Origin of the sequence: Klebsiella sp. GG_Kp173, from assembly GCF_040062415.1 — a bacterium.
GTDB classification, from domain to species: Bacteria; Pseudomonadota; Gammaproteobacteria; order Enterobacterales; family Enterobacteriaceae; genus Klebsiella; species Klebsiella quasipneumoniae.
On record NZ_JBEAFZ010000007.1, the window covers coordinates 13899 to 34658 of the forward strand.

A 20760-nucleotide genomic window follows, 5' to 3' on the forward strand; every position below is an offset into this window, starting at 1 on the left:
CATCTCCTGCCATTTTCGGGTAAAAAACAACATATACCTTCAATGCGCCCTTGTCACCTTTTCAGGGTCAGAAAACCCTGTCAGGAAAGCCAAAGTCGCACATTATAACGATTTCGTAGCAATTGGCAGCTAAATACTGGTCTTATCAGGGAAGATTATCAACCGCTATCTTAAAAAGAGTCGCGGTTGATAAAGGATCTGCGGGAAACTGCACATTACCGGATTCAGCGCCACCACTGGCGAAACTTCTTGTAACGCCATGCCAGGAGCGCGACTGCCAGCAGGGCATAAATGATGGGCTGCGGTGATAGGATCTTCACTGACCACAGGTAGTGAATCGGCGCGAGGATCGCCACCAGATAGACGAAGTTGTGTAAAATTTGCCAACGGCGGCCCAGTTTTCTCTGCATCGCCTGCGTCGACGTCGCCGCCAGCGCCAGCAGGATAGCCCAACTGACCATGCCTAACGTCAGATAGGGGCGGTTGATAATCTCCGAGCCCAGTAGCGCCAGATTGTTAATGCCCAGCTCCAGCAGGGTATAGCTGGTCAGGTGCAGGGTCGCCCAGGCGAAACACCATAAACCTAACAGGCGGCGAACGCGAATCAATAATGGCTGTTTCGCGTAGCGCGCCAGCGGGGAGACCAGCAGCGTCGCCAGCAGAAACTTCAGCGCCATCCTGCCGGTAAAATGCTGGATATCCTTGGCCGGATCGGCGCTAAAGTAGCCCTGGTGCCCGGCCCAGAATAACCAGACCAGCGGCAAAAACCCCGCCAGATGAAGTAAAACCTTCAACCAGGCGATCTGTTTGACGGTGAAACGCACTAGAAGTTCTCCCGCAGATTCATGCCGCGATACAGCGACGCCACCTCGTCGGCATAGCCGTTAAACAGCAGCGTCGGTTGACGTTTCACATCGAGCACGCCGCCGGCACCGATAAACCGCTCGCTAGCCTGTGACCAGCGGGGGTGATCGACGTGCGGATTGACGTTGGCGAAGAAGCCGTATTCGTCCGGCGCCGCGAGGTTCCAGGTGGTCGGTGGCCGCTCGCGGGTCAGTTCAATGCTGACGATGGATTTAATGCCTTTGAAACCGTACTTCCACGGCACGGTAAGGCGGACCGGCGCGCCGTTTTGCGGCGGCAGCGCTTTGCCATACACCCCGACGGTGAGCAGCGTCAGCGGGTGCAGCGCTTCATCCAGCCGCAACCCCTCCACGTAAGGGTAAGCGAGCCCGCCGCCGATAAACCGATCTTTCTGCCCGGGCATTTGATCCGGGGCATAGAGGGTTTTGAAGGCCACATAGCGCGCGTTGCTGGTGGGCTCCACCAGCGCCAACAGCTTATGCAGCGGGAAGCCGACCCAGGGGACCACCATCGACCAGGCTTCCACGCAGCGCATACGGTAAATACGCTCTTCCAGCGGGAAGCGTTTGGTCAGATCGTCATGGTCAAGGGTCAGCGGCTTCGCCACCTCACCGCCGATGGTCAACGTCCAGGGATCGGTGCGCAGGCTACCCGCGTTCGCCGCCGGATCGGCTTTATCGAGGCCGAATTCATAAAAGTTATTGTAGCCGGAGACTTTATCTTCCGGAGTAAGCGTCAGGTTAGCCTGCCATTCAGCGGGTTTAGCAAAGTCCAGGGCCTTGCCCGCCGGGGCTGGCGGACGGTCGTGGCCTTTAAACCAGTCCAGCAGGTCGGCCTGTGCGGCGGCGGGAAGCGAAAGGGCGGTCGCGCTGATGCCCAGCATTTTCAGCACCTGGCGCCGCTGGAGCATAAAAACGGATTCGGCCGTGACGTCGGCTTCCGTCAGTTTTTTTCTTTTCATAGTGTCCTCCGTCATGCGTTTCCCTAAGCATGACGGAGGCGGCGATGAATCGCGAATATGTCACGAAAAATTGCACATTAGGCGCATTCGCCACCGCCGAAGCTGGGGCGCGGTCGTCCAGGAATCATCGGAAAGTGGCGCAAGACGTTTCCTTTAACGCGCCTGACCCGGCATCTTTAGCAGGGGAAAAAAGCGGGCGGGAGGCTGGCAGGATGGAAAATTAGCAATAATGTGCGCCGCTGGCGCGGGTTTGCCATCCAGCGTCTAAAATTAAAGCGCTTCTGGCGCAGGCCGCAGGCGGGCGGCGATTGGCAAATTTTTTCTGCCGACTATACTCGCTATCGGCATACTTTCGCCGATAATACGCATTCCATTGCCAGACTCGCCATCTTTGATAGTATGCGTCGCGCTTTAAAAGGTTAATGCTAGCGTCAAGGCGCGCGCCGGCACGGGAGCCTGATGGTTCATCGGGCAGTCATTCACTCGCGGAGTTAACACAGGGATGCGATTAACGACGAAGTTCTCAGCCTTTATCACGCTGCTAACTAGCCTGACCATCTTTGTCACGCTGATTGGCGCTTCGCTGAGTTTTTACAACGGCATTGAGAACAAGGTCGAAAACCGGGTTCAGGCGGTGGCGACCATGCTGGATAACCGGCTCATCACCACCTCTTTTGATAAGCTTGAGCCGCAGCTGGATGAGCTGATGACGCCGATAGAGATCGTGCATATCGATTTCATGCTTAACGGTAAACCGCTCTACAGCCACTCCCGAACCGACAGCTACCGCCCGCTGGGCAGTCATGAGCAATTCCGTGAGATCACGGTCCCGTCGTTGAAACATCCCGGTATCACCCTGCATCTGGTCTACGTTGACCCGATGGTGAACTATTTCCGTTCGCTGTCAATCACCGCCCCGCTGTCGATCTCCATCGGCTTCATGGTGGTGATTATTTTCTTCGCCGTCCGCTGGATACGCCGCCAGCTGGCAGGTCAGGAGCTGCTTGAGCTTCGTTCCACGCGCATCCTGAGCGGCGAGCGCGGGCCGCAGGTGCGCGGGTCAGTCTATGAATGGCCTGCCAGCACCAGTAGCGCGCTGGATATGCTGCTGTCGGAGCTGCAATTCGCCAGCGATCAGCGCAGCCGGATGGATACGCTGATTCGCTCCTATGCGGCACAGGATTCCAAAACCGGGCTGAACAATCGCCTGTTTTTTGACAATCAGTTGGCCACGCTGCTGGAAGATCAGGAGAAGGTGGGGGCGTACGGCATCGTGATGATGATCCGTCTGCCGGAGTTTGATCTGCTGCGGGACAACTGGGGACGAGCGGCGGCCGAAGAACATTACTTCACGCTAATCAACCTGCTCTCTACCTTTATTATGCGTTACCCTGGCGCGCTGCTGGCCCGCTATCACCGTAGCGACTTCGCCGTGCTGCTGCCGCACCGCACGTTAAAAGAGGCGGATAGCATCGCCGGACTGTTGCTGAAGGCCATGGACGCGCTGCCTCCGACGCGCATTCTCGATCGTGACGATATGATGCATATCGGCATCTGTTCTTTCCGCAGTGGACAATCGGCGGCGCAAGTGATGGAACATGCTGAAGCAGCAACGCGCAACGCGGTGCTGCAGGGCAGCAACAGCTGGTCGGTCTATGACGATACCCTTCCGGAGAAAGGCCGCGGCAACGTTCGCTGGCGGACGCTGATCGAACAGATGCTGAGCCGCGGCGGGCCGCGGTTGTATCAGAAACCCGCCGTCACTCGCGATGGCCGGGTGCATCACCGTGAACTGATGTCGCGGATGTACGACGGTAAGGAAGAGGTGATCGCCGCCGAGTATATGCCGATGGTGCTGCAGTTTGGCCTGGCGGAGGAGTATGACCGCCTGCAGGTGACGCGCCTGCTGCCATTTTTAGGCTTCTGGCCCGAGGAGAATCTGGCGCTCCAGCTGTCGGTGGAGTCGCTGATCCGTCCGCGATTCCAGCGCTGGCTGCGTGATGCTCTGATGCAGTGTGAAAAATCGCAGCGTCAGCGGATTATTTTTGAACTTGCTGAGGCAGATGTTTGTCAATATATCGGCCGTCTGCAGCCGGTTATGCGGTTGGTTAACGCGCTTGGCGTTCGGGTGGCGGTGGTTCAGGCAGGGTTAACCCTGGTGGGAACTAGCTGGATCAAGCAGCTGGATGCGGAGCTGATCAAACTGCATCCGGGGCTGGCGCGCAACATCGAAAAGCGCAGCGAGAACCAGCTGCTGGTGCAAAGCCTGGTGGAAGCCTGTAAAGGCATGCCTATGCAAGTTTTTGCGACGGGCGTACGCAGCCGCAGCGAGTGGCTGGTACTGTCCCAATGCGGTGTCACGGGCGGGCAGGGGGAATTTTTTGCCGCCTCACAGCCACTTGACACAAATGTGAAAAAATATTCGCAAAGATACTCGGTTTGATCTGCCGTTTAGCGTGATTTCACGTAGAATAACGCGCGCCATCGTGAAGGGGGTGTGCTTGTCTACCTGCCGGATCATCGCAATGTAAATGCCAGTGACCCTCCTTTGACAGGTTACAAATTCAGGCGTGGAGCGCTGCTGAAGATTTCAGCAATGAACGGAGTCGGAAAAATTTGTAACAAAGGAAATGAACTGCACTAATTTTCACCGCAGCAGGTGATTTTTGCGCCTTGTCGCTGCTGCGTGTGGTTGGTAAAGTAAGCGGATTTTGTTTTCCGCCCCAGCTTTCAGGATTATCCCTTAGTATGTTAAAAAAATTTCGTGGCATGTTTTCCAATGACCTGTCCATTGACCTGGGTACCGCGAATACCCTTATTTACGTAAAAGGACAAGGCATCGTATTGAATGAGCCTTCCGTGGTGGCCATTCGTCAGGATCGTGCCGGATCGCCGAAAAGCGTCGCCGCCGTGGGTCATGAAGCGAAGCAGATGCTCGGCCGTACCCCGGGTAATATCGCGGCGATTCGCCCGATGAAGGACGGCGTCATCGCTGACTTCTTCGTGACGGAAAAGATGCTGCAGCACTTTATCAAACAAGTGCACAGCAACAGCTTTATGCGCCCGAGCCCGCGCGTACTGGTCTGCGTGCCGGTTGGCGCCACCCAGGTTGAGCGTCGTGCTATCCGTGAATCCGCGCAGGGCGCAGGCGCTCGCGAAGTGTTCCTGATTGAAGAACCGATGGCGGCCGCGATCGGCGCTGGCCTGCCGGTTTCTGAAGCGACCGGTTCCATGGTGGTGGATATCGGCGGCGGTACCACCGAGGTGGCGGTTATCTCCCTGAACGGCGTGGTTTACTCTTCTTCCGTGCGTATCGGCGGCGACCGTTTCGACGAAGCCGTCATCAATTACGTGCGTCGTAACTACGGCTCCCTGATCGGTGAAGCGACCGCTGAGCGTATCAAACATGAAATCGGTTCGGCTTACCCGGGCGATGAAGTGCGTGAAATTGAAGTGCGCGGCCGTAACCTGGCGGAAGGCGTGCCACGCGGTTTCACCCTGAACTCAAACGAAATTCTTGAAGCGCTGCAGGAGCCACTGACCGGCATCGTGAGCGCGGTCATGGTTGCCCTTGAGCAGTGCCCGCCGGAACTGGCGTCTGATATCTCCGAGCGCGGGATGGTTCTCACCGGCGGTGGTGCGCTGCTGCGCAACCTGGACCGTCTGTTAATGGAAGAAACCGGTATTCCAGTCGTGGTTGCTGAAGATCCGCTGACCTGCGTAGCGCGTGGCGGCGGCAAGGCGCTGGAAATGATCGACATGCACGGCGGCGACCTGTTTAGCGAAGAGTAGTCAGCCTGAAGATCCGGGGTGGCTTACCCGCTGCCCCAGGTCTTTACTGACACGAGAATACGCATAGCCTATGAAGCCAATTTTTAGCCGTGGCCCCTCGCTACAGATTCGCCTTATTCTGGCGGTGCTGGTGGCGCTTGGCGTGATTATCGCCGACAGCCGCCTGGGTACGTTCAGTCAAATCAGAACGTACATGGATACAGCCGTCAGCCCTTTCTACTTTGTCTCTAATGGTCCCCGGGAACTGCTCGACAGCGTATCGCAGACGCTGGCTACCCGTGACCAGCTCGAACTGGAAAACCGCGCGCTGCGTCAGGAGCTGTTGTTGAAAAACAGCGATCTGCTGATGCTGGGCCAGTACAAGCAGGAGAACGCACGCCTGCGTGAACTGCTTGGCTCGCCGCTGCGCCAGGACGAGCAAAAAATGGTGACCCAGGTCATCTCAACGGTCAACGACCCCTATAGCGATCAGGTGGTTATCGATAAGGGCAGCGTCAACGGCGTCTACGAAGGCCAGCCGGTTATCAGCGATAAAGGCGTGGTGGGGCAGGTCGTGGCGGTAGCGAAAATGACCAGCCGGGTACTGCTGATCTGTGATGCCACCCATGCGTTGCCGATCCAGGTCCTGCGTAACGACATTCGCGTCATTGCCGCCGGTAACGGCTGCACCGACGACCTCCAGCTTGAGCATCTGCCGGCCAATACCGATATTCGCGTCGGCGATGTGCTGGTGACCTCCGGTCTTGGCGGCCGTTTCCCGGAAGGGTACCCGGTTGGGGTTGTCTCTTCAGTGAAACTGGACACCCAGCGCGCCTACACGGTGATCCAGGCGCGTCCGACGGCCGGTCTGCAGCGTTTGCGCTATCTGCTGCTGCTGTGGGGCGCCGATCGCAATGGCGCTAACCCGATGACTCCGGAAGAGGTTCATCGCGTGGCTAACGAACGCCTGATGCAGATGATGCCGCAGGTGTTGCCTGCGCCGGATGCGATGGGGCCGCAGATGCCGGCGCCCGCCACCGGGCTGACGCCGTCTCAGCCGTCGCAGCCTGCAGGGGGGCAATAGTGGCAAGTTACCGTAGCCAGGGACGCTGGGTTATCTGGCTCTCGTTTCTTATCGCGCTATTGCTGCAAATTATGCCCTGGCCGGCGGACATCAGCGTTTTCCGGCCCAACTGGGTATTATTGATCCTGCTGTACTGGATCCTCGCGCTGCCGCACCGGGTGAACGTGGGGACGGGCTTCGTGATGGGGGCTATTCTTGATCTCATCAGCGGCTCGACGCTGGGCGTTCGCGCGCTGTCCTTAAGCATCGTCGCCTATCTGGTGGCGCTGAAGTATCAGCTGTTCCGTAACCTGGCGCTGTGGCAACAGGCGCTGGTGGTCATGCTGTTATCCCTCGCCGTGGATATCATTGTTTTCTGGGCAGAGTTTTTAGTGATCAACGTCTCTTTCCGTCCGGAAGTATTCTGGAGTAGTGTAGTAAACGGTATCCTCTGGCCATGGCTCTTCCTGCTGATGCGTAAAGTGCGTCAGCAATTTGCAGTGCAATAAGGTTGATATGACAACTCTGTATCTTGCTTCTGGTTCCCCGCGTCGGCAGGAACTGCTGACTCAGCTTGGTCTCGCGTTCGAGCGTCTGGTTCCTGGTATCGAGGAGCAGCGCCAGACGCAGGAGAGCGCACAGCACTATGTCGTCCGTCTGGCGCGTGAAAAGGCGCAGGCCGGAGTGGCGCTGGCATCGCGGGATTTGCCGGTGTTGGGAGCGGATACGATTGTTATTTTGAACGGCGAAGTGCTGGAAAAACCGCGCGACGCCGAACACGCTGCAGCGATGCTGCGCCTGCTTTCCGGCCAAACCCATCAGGTCATGACCGCGGTGGCGCTGGCGGATAAGCAGCAGACGTTGGATTGTCTGGTGGTCACGGAAGTGACCTTCCGAACGCTCAGCGAGCAGGATATCGCCGATTATGTGGCCAGCGGCGAGCCTTTAGATAAAGCAGGTGCATACGGTATTCAAGGGTTGGGTGGCTGCTTCGTCAGGAAGATTAATGGCAGCTATCACGCCGTAGTCGGCTTACCGCTGGTGGAAACGTATGAGTTGCTCAGTAACTTTAACTCACTGCGTAAAGAAAAGGGATAAAGATGACGGCTGAATTATTAGTGAACGTAACGCCATCCGAAACGCGCGTTGCGTATATTGATGGCGGTATTCTGCAGGAAATCCATATTGAGCGTGAAGCGCGACGCGGAATAGTAGGCAATATCTACAAAGGTCGTGTTAGCCGAGTGCTGCCGGGAATGCAGGCGGCTTTTGTAGATATTGGTCTGGATAAGGCGGCGTTCCTCCACGCCTCCGATATCATGCCGCATACCGAATGCGTTGCCGGTGAGGAGCAAAAGCAGTTTACCGTGCGCGATATTTCGGAGCTGGTGCGTCAGGGCCAGGACCTGATGGTTCAGGTGGTTAAAGATCCGCTCGGTACCAAAGGCGCGCGTCTGACCACCGATATTACCCTGCCTTCCCGCTATCTGGTTTTTATGCCAGGCGCCTCCCATGTGGGGGTCTCTCAGCGGATTGAAAGCGAAGCCGAGCGCGAGCGGCTGAAAAAGGTCGTGGCAGAGTACTGCGACGAGCAGGGCGGGTTTATCATTCGCACCGCCGCGGAAGGGGTCCACGAGCAGGAGATGGCCGCCGATGCCGCCTATCTTAAGCGCGTATGGACCAAAGTGATGGAGCGCAAAAAGCGCAACCAGACCCGCTATCAGCTGTACGGCGAGCTGGCCCTGGCTCAGCGCGTGCTGCGGGATTTTGCCGATGCGCATCTCGATCGTATTCGCGTCGACTCGCGGCTGACCTATGAGGCGCTGCTGGAATTTACCGCCGAATATATTCCGGAAATGACCAGCAAGCTGGAACACTACAGCGGCCGTCAGCCGATATTCGATCTCTTTGACGTTGAGAACGAAATTCAACGCGCGCTGGAGCGTAAAGTCGAGCTCAAGTCCGGGGGCTATCTGATCATCGACCAGACCGAGGCGATGACCACCATCGATATCAACACCGGGGCGTTTGTTGGGCACCGCAATCTTGACGATACTATCTTCAATACCAATATCGAAGCCACCCAGGCGATAGCCCGCCAGCTGCGTTTGCGTAACCTCGGCGGCATTATCATCATTGATTTCATCGACATGAACAATGAAGACCATCGCCGGCGGGTGTTGCACTCCCTGGAGCAGGCCCTCAGCAAAGACCGGGTGAAGACCAGCATCAACGGTTTCTCCCAGCTGGGTCTGGTGGAGATGACGCGGAAACGCACCCGCGAAAGCGTGGAGCATGTGCTGTGCAACGAATGCCCGACCTGCCACGGACGCGGAACGGTAAAGTCCGTGGAAACGGTATGCTATGAGATTATGCGTGAGATCGTTCGCGTGCATCATGCTTATGATTCCGATCGCTTCCTGGTCTATGCTTCCCCTGCGGTGGCGGAAACCCTGAAAGGGGAAGAGTCGCATGCGCTGGCGGAAGTGGAGATCTTTGTCGGCAAGCAGGTGAAGGTACAAATTGAGCCGCTCTATAATCAAGAGCAGTTCGATGTGGTTATGATGTAATACACCGCGTCATTGTGCGGCTGACAAGGAGAGAGGCGTGAGGCGACTGCCCGGGATTTTATTGCTCACCGTGGCAACATTGATTGTTATCGTCGCGCTGCTGGTGAGTGGCTTGCGTCTCGTGTTGCCGCAGCTCGACGCCTGGCGTCCGCAGCTGCTGGAGAAAATCTCCGCCCTCACCGGCACGCCGGTGGATGCCTCGCAGATCGCCGCCAGCTGGCAAACTTTTGGCCCAACATTAGATGTCCGCGATATTCATGTTGGGCTGAAGGATGGCGGGACAATGGCGGTCAAGCGCGTGACCCTGGCGCTGGACGTCTGGCAAAGTCTGCTGCATATGCGCTGGCAGTTTCGCGATCTCACCTTCTGGCAGCTGCAGGTCCATACCAATACCCCGATTCAGACCAATGACGGCGGCGAAAGTCTGAAAACCGACCGCATCAGCGATCTCTTTTTACGTCAGTTCGACCACTTTACTCTGCGCGACAGCCATCTGAGCTTCCTGACCATTTCTGGTCAGCGGGCGGAGCTGGCGGTCCCGCAGCTGACCTGGCTTAACGGCAGGAACCGTCACCGCGCCGAGGGGCAGCTCAGCCTTTCCAGTCTCACCGGCCAGCATGGCGTCATGCAGGTGCGGATGGATCTCCGCGATGAGGATGGCCTGCTGAATAAAGGCCGGGTCTGGCTGCAGGCTGACGATATTGACGTCAAACCCTGGCTGGGCCGCTGGATGCAGGACAATATCGCGCTGAAAAGCGCCCGCTTCAGCCTCGAAGGCTGGATGACTATTGAAAAAGGCGATGTAGCCAGCGGCGACGTATGGCTGAAAAAAGGGGGCGCCAGCTGGCAAGGGGATAGCGAGGTTCATCATCTGTCAGTGGATAACCTGACGGCGCATCTCTCTCATGACAAGCAGAGCTGGGGCTTCTATATTCCCGATACGCGGATCGCGATCGACGATAACCCGTGGCCAAGCGGCGCGCTGGCGATGGCGTGGATCCCGGGGCAGGATGTCGGTGGCGACGGTCATCAGCGTAGCGATGAATTACGTATTCGCGCCAGCAATTTAGCGCTCAGTGGCCTGAGCGGATTGCAGCCGTTTGCCGATAAGCTGGCGCCTTCTTTGGGCGAACTCTGGCGCACCACGCAGCCCAGCGGCAAAATCAATCTGCTGGCTCTCGATATTCCCCTGCAGGCGACGGAGAAAACGCGCTTTCAGGCGCAGTGGAGCGATCTGGCGTGGAAGCAGTGGAAACTCCTGCCGGGAGCGGAACACTTTTCCGGCAGCCTGAATGGCAGCGTGGAGCACGGGGAACTGCGCGCCCGCATGACGAAGGCGCAGATGCCGTATGCCGGAGTTTTCCGGGCCCCGCTGGAGATCGCCGCTGGCGAAGCCACCCTCAGCTGGGTGAAAAATGACAAAGGCTTTATGCTTGATGGCCGCGATATTGACGTGCAGGCGACGGGGGTACGCGCCCGCGGCGGCTTCCGCTATCTGCAACCGCAGGGGGACGATCCGTGGCTGGGCATTCTGGCGGGAATCAGCACCAACGATGGCGGCCAGGCGTGGCGTTACTTCCCGGAAAACCTGATGGGCAAAGCGCTGGTGGACTATCTCAGCGGCGCGATTAAAGCCGGGCAGGCCCGCGATGCGACGCTGGTGTATGGCGGTAACCCACATCTGTTCCCGTATCCGCACAATGAAGGCCAGTTCCAGGTTTACGTCCCGCTGAAGAATGCCACTTTCGCTTTTCAACCGGACTGGCCGGCGCTGACCGGGCTGAATATCGACCTCAATTTTATCAACAGCGGCCTGTGGATGCGGGCGGATAAAGCGATGCTCGGCAATGTGACCGCCAGCAATCTCGATGCCGTGATCCCGGATTATGCGCAGGAAAAACTGCTGATTGATGCTGACATCAAAGGCCCGGGCAAAGAGGTGGGCCCTTATTTCAACACCACGCCATTGAAAGCCTCGCTCGGGGCAGCGCTGGATTCCCTGCAGCTGGATGGGGATGTGAGCGCTCGCTTACATCTGAATATCCCCCTCGACGGCGAGATGACCACCGCGAAAGGCGATGTACGGCTGCAGAATAATAGCTTGTTCATCAAACCGTTAGATACTACGTTGCAGAACCTGAGCGGTAATTTCAGCTTCGTGAATGGCGATCTTAATAGCCAAACGTTGAGCGCGACCTGGTTTAATCAGCCGCTGAACCTCAATTTTTCCACCCGCGAAGGCGAAAAAGCGTTTCTGGTGGATGTCGGGATGAATGCCAGCTGGCAGCCGTCGCGCACCGGGCTGCTGCCGAAAGCGGTTAATGAGACGCTGAGCGGTAGCGTTCCGTGGGAGGGCAAGGTCGCTATCGAGCTGCCGTACCATGGCAATGCCAGCTATAAGGTTGATATCAATGGCGATCTGAAGAATGTGAGCAGTCACTTACCTTCACCGGTCAACAAGTCCGCTGGCGAACCCCTGCCGGTCAAAATTAACGTCGCCGGCGGTCTGAGCAGCTTCGACCTGACCGGATCCGTTGGCGCGAAGAATCATATCAACAGCCGCTGGTTGCTGAACCGTAAGCTGACGCTGGACAGAGCGATCCTCACGACGGATAGCAAAGGCCTCTCTCCTCTGCCCGACCAGCCCGGCGTTGAACTCAATCTGCCGCCGATGGATGGCGCGCAATGGCTGGCGCTGTTCCAGAAGGGCGCGGCGAATGAAGTCAGCAGCAGTGTCCTCTTTCCACCGCGCATTGTGCTGCGTACGCCGTCGCTGGCGCTGGCCGGCCAGCAATGGAACAACGTCAGTCTGATGTCGCAGCCGGTCGCCGGCGGCTCGCAGGTTGAGGCGCAGGGGCGTGAGATCAACGCCACCCTGACGATGCGCGACAATGCCCCGTGGCTGGCAAATGTGCGTTATCTCTATTTCAACCCGGCCAGCGCCAGTGCCAGCGGCAAGAGCGGAACGGAGAACGTGACTCCGCAGGCGGAGACGCGGCTGGATTTCCACGGCTGGCCCGATCTGCAGCTGCGCTGTGCGGAATGCTGGCTGTGGGGGCAAAAATATGGCCGCATCGACGGCGATGTGACGATCAAGGGCGATACCTTAACGCTCTCCAACGGCCTGGTGGATACCGGGTTTGGCCGGCTGACGACCGACGGCGTGTGGGTTAACGCCCCTTCCGGGGTGCGCACCTCGCTGAAAGGCAGACTGCATGGCAATAAAACGGATGAATTTGCGGATTTCTTTGGCGTTTCCACACCGGTGAAGGATTCGCCGTTTGATATCGACTACGATCTCCACTGGCGCGCGCCGCCCTGGTCACCCGATGTCGCCTCGCTCAATGGGATCATTAAAAGCCACCTCGGCAAGGGGCAGTTTACCGACCTGAGTACCGGGCATGCAGGCCAGCTGCTGCGTTTGCTGAGCGTCGATGCCCTACTGCGCAAACTGCGCTTCGACTTCAGCGATACCTTCAGCGAAGGTTTTTACTTTGACTCGATTAACAGTACGGCATGGATTAAGGATGGCGTACTGCATACCGATGATACGCTGGTGGATGGTCTGGAGGCGGACATTGCCATGAAAGGGTCGGTCGATCTGGTGCGTCGCCAGCTGGATCTGCAGGCGGTGGTCGCGCCGGAGATCTCCGCGACCGTCGGCGTGGCGGCGGCTTTTGCTGTCAACCCGATTGTCGGCGCGGCGGTGTTTGCCGCCAGCAAGGTGCTGGGGCCGCTGTGGAACAAAGTCTCGATACTGCGCTATCGCATCACCGGCCCGATTGACCAGCCGCAGATCAATGAAGTGCTGCGCCAGGCGCGCAGCAACAAAAAGCAATGATTTGACGATTGCCGGGAATTGCCGCAATCTCAATAGATAGCCTTCTGTATTTCCGCCTGTCAGGCGGCAACAAACGAGTAGCATAACGATGAGTCTGAACCTGGTAAGTGAACAATTACTGTCGGCAAATGGCCTGAATCATCAGGACCTGTTTGCCATTCTTGGTCAACTGACCGAGCGCCGCCTCGATTACGGCGATCTTTATTTTCAGTCGAGCTATCACGAATCCTGGGTTCTGGAAGACAGCATCATTAAAGATGGGTCGTACAATATCGACCAGGGCGTAGGCGTGCGCGCCGTCAGCGGCGAAAAAACGGGCTTTGCCTACGCTGACCAGATCAGCAAGCTGGCGCTGGAGCAGAGCGCCCAGGCGGCGCGGACCATTGTGCGCGAGACCGGCAATGGCAAAGTACAGACCCTCGGCGCCGTAGAGCACAGCGCCCTCTATACCAGCATCGACCCGCTGCAGAGTATGAGCCGGGAAGAGAAGCTGGATATTCTCCGCCGGGTCGACAAAGTCGCTCGCGCGGCGGATCAGCGTGTGCAGGAGGTTTCGGCCAGCCTGAGCGGCGTCTATGAACTGATTCTGGTGGCCGCCACCGACGGCACTCTGGCCGCGGACGTTCGTCCGCTGGTGCGCCTCTCGGTCAGCGTACTGGTGGAAGAGGACGGCAAACGCGAGCGCGGCAGCAGCGGCGGCGGCGGACGTTTTGGCTATGACTATTTCCTCGCCTCTCAGGAGGGCGAAGTGCGGGCCGACGCCTGGGCGAAAGAAGCGGTGCGCATGGCGCTGGTTAACCTCTCGGCGGTCGCCGCCCCGGCGGGAATGCTGCCGGTGGTGCTCGGCGCCGGCTGGCCTGGCGTCCTGCTGCACGAAGCGGTCGGTCATGGCCTGGAAGGCGATTTCAACCGTCGCGGCACCTCGGTCTTTAGCGGTCATATGGGGGAATTAGTCGCCTCTGAACTGTGCACCGTCGTGGACGACGGCACCATCGTCGATCGTCGTGGCTCGGTGGCTATCGATGATGAAGGCACGCCGGGTCAATACAATGTGCTGATCGAAAACGGCATCCTGAAAGGCTACATGCAGGATAAACTCAATGCGCGTCTGATGGGCGTCGCGCCGACCGGCAACGGCCGCCGTGAATCCTATGCCCATCTGCCGATGCCGCGTATGACCAACACCTATATGCTGGCGGGCCAGTCCACGCCGCAGGAGATTATCGAGTCGGTGGACTATGGTATCTTCGCGCCTAACTTCGGCGGTGGGCAGGTGGATATCACCTCCGGTAAGTTTGTCTTCTCCACCTCCGAGGCCTATCTGATCGAAAAAGGCAAGGTCACGAAGGCGGTGAAAGGGGCGACCCTGATCGGCTCCGGGATTGAGACCATGCAGCAGATTTCGATGGTGGGTAACGATCTGCGTCTGGATAACGGCGTCGGCGTCTGTGGCAAAGAGGGTCAGAGCGTGCCGGTGGGCGTTGGCCAGCCGACCCTGAAGGTCGATAATCTTACCGTCGGCGGCACCGCCTGATCCTGACCGGGTTCCCGGCGTCGCCGGGAACCGCTTCAGCGGGCGATCCCTCTCCCGTGCATCCCCTGATAGATCTTCGCCACGTCGACAAAATATTCCGTCAGATAGTTGATACAGACCTGCACTTTCAGCGGCAGTTTATCCTTTTCGGTGTACAGGGCGTAAACCGGCCGCGGATCGGACTGGTAGCTCGGCAGCAGGATCTCAAGCTCACCGCGATTGATCTCTTCGATCGCCCACATCAACGGCACATAGGCGATACCCACCCCGGCGGTCAGCCAGCGCACCAGCGTCATGGGGTCGTTGGTCACAAAGCGCCCCTGCGGGGTCAGGCGGGTTGAGATCCCTTCCGGCGCGATAATGACAAACTCATTGTCCGGCCGCACGCTATATTCCAGCCAGGCATGCCCGGTAAGATCGGCCGGTTTCTCCGGATTGCCAGCCTGCGCCAGATAGCTTTTCGCGGCGCATAATACCATCGGCATTGATCCCAGGCGGCGGGAAAAAAGGCTGGAATCCTGCAGAGCGCCCACGCGGATCACCACGTCAAGACCGTCGGCGATCAGGTCCGGCGCAGGTATGCCGGTGACCAGATTGACGGAGAGCCCGGGGTATTCTTTCAGCATTTTCGCCGTTATGCGCGCCAGAACATTCTGTGCCATAGTTGAAGAGCAGCCGATACGCAGCGTCCCGATGGGGGTGTTGTTAAATGCGTATAATTGCTCATGGACATCCTGCGCTTCAAACAGCATCCTACGGCAGCCCTGATAGTAAATTTTACCCGCTTCCGTTAAGCCAAGGCTGCGGGTGCTGCGGTTGAGCAGCTTCACCTGCAGTTCATCTTCCAGTTTGGCGACGGTCTGACTGATTGAGGAAACGCTCATCTGAAGCTGGCGGGCCGCTGCGGTGAAGGAACCTAATTCGACCACTTTGGCGAAAACGGACATGCGCTTTAATCGTTCCATTATTCACTCTGGCTTAAAAGTGATTTAGATCACACATTGTAGATAATGCGGCAATCGTTACGTTAATATATTGTTAGCTACATAATAAACGCATCTGCTCACTACCTGTACGCTTCTTATTCAAGGTCATCATGAGTCTGTTTCCTGTCATCGTGATTTTCGGCTTATCGTTTCCGCCGATCTTCTTCGAGTTGCTGTTGTCGCTGGCCATCTTCTGGCTGGTGCACCGATTGCTGGTTCCGACCGGCATTTACGATTTTGTCTGGCACCCTGCACTGTTTAATACGGCGCTATATTGCTGCCTTTTTTATTTGATATCGCGCTTGTTCGTTTGAGGTTGATGTGAAAACACTAACAAGAAATATCCTCCGTACTGCTATTACCGTGATACTGGTCATTTTGGCCTTCGTAGCGATTTTCCGCGCCTGGGTTTACTACACCGCCTCGCCGTGGACGCGGGATGCGCGCTTTAGCGCCGACATTGTGGCCATTGCCCCCGACGTCTCCGGGCTGATCTCCCAGGTAAACGTCAAGGATAACCAACTGGTTAAGAAAGACCAGGTATTGTTCGTTATTGACCAGCCTCGTTACCAAAAAGCGCTGGCGCAGGCGGAAGCCGATGTCGCCTACTACCAGACGTTAGCCCAGGAAAAACGTGTCGAAGCCGGTCGGCGTAATAAGCTTGGCGTCCAGGCGATGTCGCGGGAAGAGATTGACCAGGCGAACAATGTGCTGCAGACGGTTGAGCATCAGCTGGCGAAAGCGGTGGCCAGCCGCGACCTGGCCAGACTGGACCTGGAGCGCACGGAGATTCGCGCCCCTGCGGATGGTTGGGTAACCAACCTTAACGTCTATACCGGGGAATTTATCACCCGCGGCTCCACGGCGGTGGCGCTGGTGAAAGAGAATACATTTTACGTCATGGCCTATCTGGAAGAGACCAAACTGGAAGGCGTCCGTCCTGGCTACCGGGCGGAAATTACCCCGCTTGGCAGCAGCAAAACCATAAAAGGCACGGTGGACAGTATCGCTGCGGGGGTAACCAACGCCAGCAGCAGCAGCGACTCGAAAGGGATGGCCTCGGTGGATTCCAACCTTGAATGGGTGCGTCTGGCGCAGCGTGTGCCGGTACGTATTCGCCTTGACCACCAGCAGGGGAATCTGTGGCCATCGGGCACGACGGCGACGGTGGTGATCACCGGTAAAGAAGACCGTGATACCAGCCAGGCCAACTTCTTCCAGAAACTGGCTATGCGCCTGCGCGAATTCGGTTAATCGCTATGGGGACATATACTATTGCTCCCCAGCATCTCCGCTTTGCCATTAAGCTTGCATGCGCGGTGGTGCTGGCGCTGTTCGTCGGCTTCCATTTTCAGCTCGAAACGCCGCGCTGGGCGGTGCTGACCGCGGCGATTGTCGCCGCTGGCCCGGCCTTTGCCGCCGGGGGAGAGCCGTACTCCGGCGCGATCCGCTATCGCGGCATGTTGCGTATTGCCGGGACCTTTATCGGCTGTATTGCGGCGCTGGTTATCATCATCCTGATGATCCGCGCCCCTCTGCTGATGATGCTGGTATGCTGCCTGTGGGCCGGGTTTTGTACCTGGGTTTCGTCGCTGGTCAAGGTCGAAAACTCCTATGCCTGGGGGCTGGCCGGCTACACCGCGCTGATTATCATTATTACCATCCACACCAATCCGATGCTGGCGCCGCAGTTTGCCGTTGAGCGCTGCAGCGAAATTGTCATCGGGATTGTCAGCGCCATCGTCGCCGATCTGCTGTTCTCCCCACGTTCGATTAAAAAAGAGATCGACCTTGAGCTGGATAACCTGCTGATTGCACAGTATAAGCTGATGCAGTTATGCGTTGCGCACGGCGAAAAAGAGGAAGTGGATCAGGCCTGGGGAGCGCTGGTGCGTCGTACCACGGCGCTGGAAGGCATGCGCAGTAACCTGATTATGGAATCCTCTCGCTGGGCTAAGGCGAATCAACGCCTGAAGGCGATCAATACCCTCTCGCTAACGCTTATCACCCAGGCTTGCGAAACCTACCTGATTCAGAACTCGCGACCGGAAATGGTGACGGACGACTACCGCGAGCTGTTTGCTGAGCCGGTTGAGACAGTGCAGGATGTTCACCAGCAGCTGAAGCGTATGCGTCGCTTCCTGACCTGGAAAGGCGAGCATAATACGCCGGTCACCATCTACAGCTGGGTAGGCGCAGCCACCCGTTACCTGCTGCTTAAGCGTGGCGTGGTGGGCAATACCAAAATCAGCCGCATCGAAGACGGTGTATTGCGCGGCGAAACGGTGGTTAAAGTGGAGTCCGCCGAGCGTCACCACGCGATGGTGAACTTCTGGCGCACCTCCGTCTCCTGTATCCTCGGGACGCTGTTCTGGCTGTGGACGGGCTGGACCTCAGGCAGCGGGGCGATGGTAATGATTGCCGTGGTTACCGCGCTGGCGATGCGTCTACCTAACCCGAGAATGGTGGCGATAGACTTCCTCTACGGTACTCTGGCGGCGTTACCGCTGGGTACCCTGTACTTTCTAGTGATCATGCCGGCGACGCAGCAGAGTATGCTGCTGCTCTGTATCAGCCTGGCGGCGATGGCGTTTTTTATCGGTATCGAAGTGCAGAAAAGGCGCCTCGGATCGCTGGGGGCGCTGGCGAGCACCATCAACATTCTGGTGCTGGATAACCCGATGCAATTCCAGTTCAGTCAGTTCCTCGACAGCGCGCTGGGGCAGATCGTCGGCTGTTTCCTCGCCCTGATGGTGATTCTGATTGTCAGGGATAACTCCCGGGCAAGAACCGGTCGGGTGCTGCTGAACCAGTTTGTCTCAGCGGCGGTCTCTTCGCTGACCACCAATTCGGCGCGTCGCAAAGAGAATCATCTGCCCGCGCTCTATCAGCAGCTGTTTTTGTTGCTCAACAAATTTCCCGGCGATGTCGCCCGTTTCCGTCTGGCGTTGACGTTAATCATTGCCCACCAGCGCCTGCGCGATGCGCCCGTGCCGGTGAACGAGGATTTGTCGGCGTTCCATCGCCAGCTGCGACGTACTGCGGATCATGTCATCTCCGCCGGGAGCGATGATAAGCGTCGGCGCTACTTTACCCGGCTGCTGGCGGAGCTTGATGTTTATCAGGAGAAGCTGCGGGTCTGGGAGGCTTCGCCGCAGGTGACCGAGCCGGTACGGCGACTGGTTGAGATGTTGCACAAGTACCAGCATGTGCTGACCAGCAGTTAACCCATAAACCGACGCCCAGGCGTCGGTTTTTTTATCGCTATACTTAACGGCGACAGGAAGAGAAGCGGGAGGGGCTGTCATGACCACCTATACGTTTGATTTTGACGAAATCGCCGAGCAACAGGATTTCTACCGGGAGTTCTCCCGGACCTTCGAGCTGGCTCAGGATAAGGTCAACAACCTTGATTCGCTATGGGACGCGGTGACCGGTGGGCTGCTGCCGCTGCCGCTGGACATTGAGTTCATCCATTTAAATGACAAGCAGCGTCGGCGCTTTGGGGCATTAATTTTATTATTTGATGAAGCAGAAGAAGAGCTGGAGGGGGAGTTACGTTTTAACGCCCGGCAGGCATAAAAAAGCCCCCGGCAGGCGGGGGCAAGTCGTCGAAATAAGACGACGAGGGTTTATTTGTACAGCTCAGCGGTGGCGTGCCAGCTATCGCCGGTACGTGCTTCAATAATACGGTAGCTGCTGGCACCTTCTTTCTCGGCTTTAGCGGCCAGTTCCTGACGCATGTCCATTGGCGCACTACCTACCTGGGAAACCGAGATGGTGCCCATGGACTGCAGGTTTTGTGCTTGTTCAGCGTTCACTTGCTGAACAGCCGCGCTTGCGCCGAAAGAGAGAAGGGAAGCCAGGCCAAGGGATGCGATGATCATTGCGCGTTTCATAATCTTTACTCCAGTCTTTGTTTCGCCGCGGCGGGCGATGAATGGGGCCGGGCCGCGGTAGAGAATTTTTGTCGGTTAATCGTTGACGATCTAAAACTTATTTATACAGCTCAGCAGTGGCATGCCAGTGGTCGCCAGTGCGGGCTTCGATAATGCGGTAAGAAGAAGCTCCTTCTTCCTGCGCTTTTTTGTTCAGCATTTCATGCATATCCATCGGGGATGATGCTACCGCGCCGACGGATACTGTGCCGATGGCCTCGCGGCCCTGGGCCTGCTCGCTGTTGATAACGTCAGCGGCGAAAGCGCCAAACGACATGACGGACAGGATGCTGAGAGCTGCTACAGTGGTTTTGATTTTCATGATGTTCACCTCGTCGAATCTTTTTGTTGAGGGTCTTTGTTTCGTGACCCTCATCACAAAAACAAGTATACACTAATCACCAAAAATATTAATACCATGCTAATTGTTTTGTGCGTTAATAGTTACAATGGATTGCGCTTTTTATAACCGATAAGAATTAAAAATGACAAGTCGTAGACGGAGATAAGTTTTATTTCTAATAAAATCATAAAGGTATACGATTTTGATCTTTTGTGCGTTTTAGGCGTTTGCCTTACGTAAAAGAACGTATAGACAGGCTAAATCACACAAAATGTTAAATTTTTGTTGAGTTGAAAGGGGGGAGAGAAGAGGGAGTAATCCACCCTCTGACGGTTGCCAGAGGGGAATGCTCAGAGTTCCTGTTCGAACAGTACCAGGATAGCGTCGTGCAGATCTTTCACTGTGAAACCACGCGCTGGCGTGGTGAAGATGGTGTCATCCCCGGCGATGCTGCCAAGAATACCTTCCGCCTTGCCCAGCGAGTCGAGAAGACGGGCGATCAGCTGCGCTGCACCGGGGCTGGTATGGATCACCACGACGGCATCGTTATAGTCGATATCCAGCACCAGATTTTTCAGCGGGCTGGAGGTGGTCGGCACGCCAAGCTCGGCAGGCAGGCAATAAACCATTTCCATTTTGGCGTTACGGGTACGAACCGCGCCAAATTTGGTGAGCATGCGGGAAACCTTCGATTGGTTGATATTCTCGAAGCCCTCTTCCTGCAGCGCCTGAACGATCTCTCCCTGCGAGCTGAATTTCTCTTCTTTAAGCAGCGCTTTAAACGCTTTAACCAGTTCTTCTTGTTTTGCCGAACTTCGCATAAGTCACCCAGATTATGGTGGTAAAATCAACATCATTATGCATAACCGTGAATTTTTATGCAAATAAT

General features: G+C 57.0%; 19 protein-coding genes. 13 read left to right on the top strand and 6 right to left on the bottom strand.

Annotated elements, in window-relative coordinates:
* Window positions 1-224: 224 nt before the first annotated feature.
* Together msrQ and msrP are read right to left on the bottom strand one after the other, a co-directional pair.
* Window positions 225-824: a protein-methionine-sulfoxide reductase heme-binding subunit MsrQ gene (msrQ, locus tag ABLU50_RS06375; protein ID WP_023319225.1), complete on the bottom strand. Its 600-nt coding sequence runs from the start codon at window positions 822-824 to the stop codon at window positions 225-227.
* Entirely contained in the window at window positions 824-1825 is a 1002-nt protein-coding gene (gene msrP, locus ABLU50_RS06380; protein ID WP_017899937.1) for a protein-methionine-sulfoxide reductase catalytic subunit MsrP, read from the bottom strand. The genes msrQ and msrP overlap by 1 nt, the downstream gene beginning before the upstream one ends.
* Before the next feature lie 231 nt (window positions 1826-2056).
* Between msrP and ABLU50_RS06385 the strand changes: the two genes are divergently transcribed.
* The 9 genes from ABLU50_RS06385 to tldD all read left to right on the top strand — a co-directional run bounded on the left by ABLU50_RS06385 (window position 2057) and on the right by tldD (window position 14604).
* Entirely contained in the window at window positions 2057-2248 is a 192-nt protein-coding gene (locus ABLU50_RS06385) for a hypothetical protein (protein ID WP_032429221.1), read from the top strand.
* Between the two features lie 79 nt (window positions 2249-2327).
* Window positions 2328-4268: an RNase E specificity factor CsrD gene (gene csrD, locus ABLU50_RS06390; RefSeq protein ID WP_004206243.1), complete on the top strand. Its 1941-nt coding sequence runs from the start codon at window positions 2328-2330 to the stop codon at window positions 4266-4268.
* A 305-nt stretch (window positions 4269-4573) separates the two neighbouring features.
* Complete coding sequence (gene mreB / locus ABLU50_RS06395; protein WP_002918653.1) at window positions 4574-5617, top strand: rod shape-determining protein MreB; 1044 nt, start codon at window positions 4574-4576, stop codon at window positions 5615-5617.
* Between the two features lie 70 nt (window positions 5618-5687).
* Entirely contained in the window at window positions 5688-6680 is a 993-nt protein-coding gene (gene mreC / locus ABLU50_RS06400; protein ID WP_004206242.1) for a rod shape-determining protein MreC, read from the top strand.
* Complete coding sequence (mreD, locus tag ABLU50_RS06405; RefSeq protein WP_002918648.1) at window positions 6680-7168, top strand: rod shape-determining protein MreD; 489 nt, start codon at window positions 6680-6682, stop codon at window positions 7166-7168. Before mreC ends, mreD begins: the two co-directional genes overlap by 1 nt.
* Window positions 7169-7175: 7 nt before the next feature.
* Complete coding sequence (locus tag ABLU50_RS06410; protein WP_106479241.1) at window positions 7176-7757, top strand: nucleoside triphosphate pyrophosphatase; 582 nt, start codon at window positions 7176-7178, stop codon at window positions 7755-7757.
* Between the two features lie 2 nt (window positions 7758-7759).
* Complete coding sequence (rng, locus tag ABLU50_RS06415) at window positions 7760-9229, top strand: ribonuclease G (RefSeq protein ID WP_004206239.1); 1470 nt, start codon at window positions 7760-7762, stop codon at window positions 9227-9229.
* A gap of 37 nt (window positions 9230-9266) precedes the next feature.
* Window positions 9267-13070: an AsmA2 domain-containing protein YhdP gene (gene yhdP, locus ABLU50_RS06420; RefSeq protein WP_087833190.1), complete on the top strand. Its 3804-nt coding sequence runs from the start codon at window positions 9267-9269 to the stop codon at window positions 13068-13070.
* Window positions 13071-13158: 88 nt separating this feature from the next.
* The gene (tldD, locus tag ABLU50_RS06425) at window positions 13159-14604 is read left to right on the top strand and encodes a metalloprotease TldD (RefSeq protein ID WP_004206236.1); all 1446 of its coding nucleotides are present in this window, start codon (window positions 13159-13161) and stop codon (window positions 14602-14604) included.
* 35 nt (window positions 14605-14639) lie between these two features.
* On the opposite strand, the gene aaeR is transcribed toward tldD, so the two are convergent.
* Window positions 14640-15569, bottom strand: a complete 930-nt coding sequence (gene aaeR / locus ABLU50_RS06430) for an HTH-type transcriptional activator AaeR (protein WP_004206235.1) — start codon at window positions 15567-15569, stop codon at window positions 14640-14642.
* Window positions 15570-15700: 131 nt separating this feature from the next.
* Here aaeR and aaeX point away from each other — a divergent pair, with 131 nt between their 5' ends.
* The 4 genes from aaeX to ABLU50_RS06450 all read left to right on the top strand — a co-directional run bounded on the left by aaeX (window position 15701) and on the right by ABLU50_RS06450 (window position 19172).
* Window positions 15701-15904, top strand: coding sequence for a p-hydroxybenzoic acid efflux pump operon protein AaeX (gene aaeX / locus ABLU50_RS06435; protein ID WP_002918640.1), 204 nt, complete (start codon window positions 15701-15703; stop codon window positions 15902-15904).
* Window positions 15905-15911: 7 nt separating this feature from the next.
* On the top strand, window positions 15912-16844 hold the full coding sequence (gene aaeA / locus ABLU50_RS06440) for a p-hydroxybenzoic acid efflux pump subunit AaeA (protein WP_004206234.1): 933 nt from the start codon (window positions 15912-15914) through the stop codon (window positions 16842-16844).
* Window positions 16845-16849: 5 nt separating this feature from the next.
* Window positions 16850-18817 (top strand): p-hydroxybenzoic acid efflux pump subunit AaeB, encoded by a 1968-nt coding sequence (gene aaeB / locus ABLU50_RS06445; protein WP_032456666.1) that lies wholly within the window; start codon window positions 16850-16852, stop codon window positions 18815-18817.
* Window positions 18818-18896: 79 nt separating this feature from the next.
* Complete coding sequence (locus ABLU50_RS06450; RefSeq protein WP_002918629.1) at window positions 18897-19172, top strand: barstar family protein; 276 nt, start codon at window positions 18897-18899, stop codon at window positions 19170-19172.
* A 50-nt stretch (window positions 19173-19222) separates the two neighbouring features.
* Here the strand turns inward: ABLU50_RS06450 and yhcN-B are convergent, their stop codons facing one another.
* From yhcN-B to argR, 3 genes are all read right to left on the bottom strand, one after another.
* Complete coding sequence (gene yhcN-B, locus ABLU50_RS06455; protein ID WP_002918627.1) at window positions 19223-19489, bottom strand: DUF1471 family stress response protein YhcN-B; 267 nt, start codon at window positions 19487-19489, stop codon at window positions 19223-19225.
* Window positions 19490-19586: 97 nt separating this feature from the next.
* Entirely contained in the window at window positions 19587-19850 is a 264-nt protein-coding gene (gene yhcN, locus ABLU50_RS06460) for a peroxide/acid stress response protein YhcN (RefSeq protein ID WP_017899932.1), read from the bottom strand.
* Window positions 19851-20221: 371 nt separating this feature from the next.
* A complete protein-coding gene (gene argR / locus ABLU50_RS06465; RefSeq protein ID WP_002918625.1) occupies window positions 20222-20692 on the bottom strand; it encodes a transcriptional regulator ArgR in 471 nt (156 codons plus the stop codon).
* Between the last annotated feature and the right edge of the window lie 68 nt (window positions 20693-20760).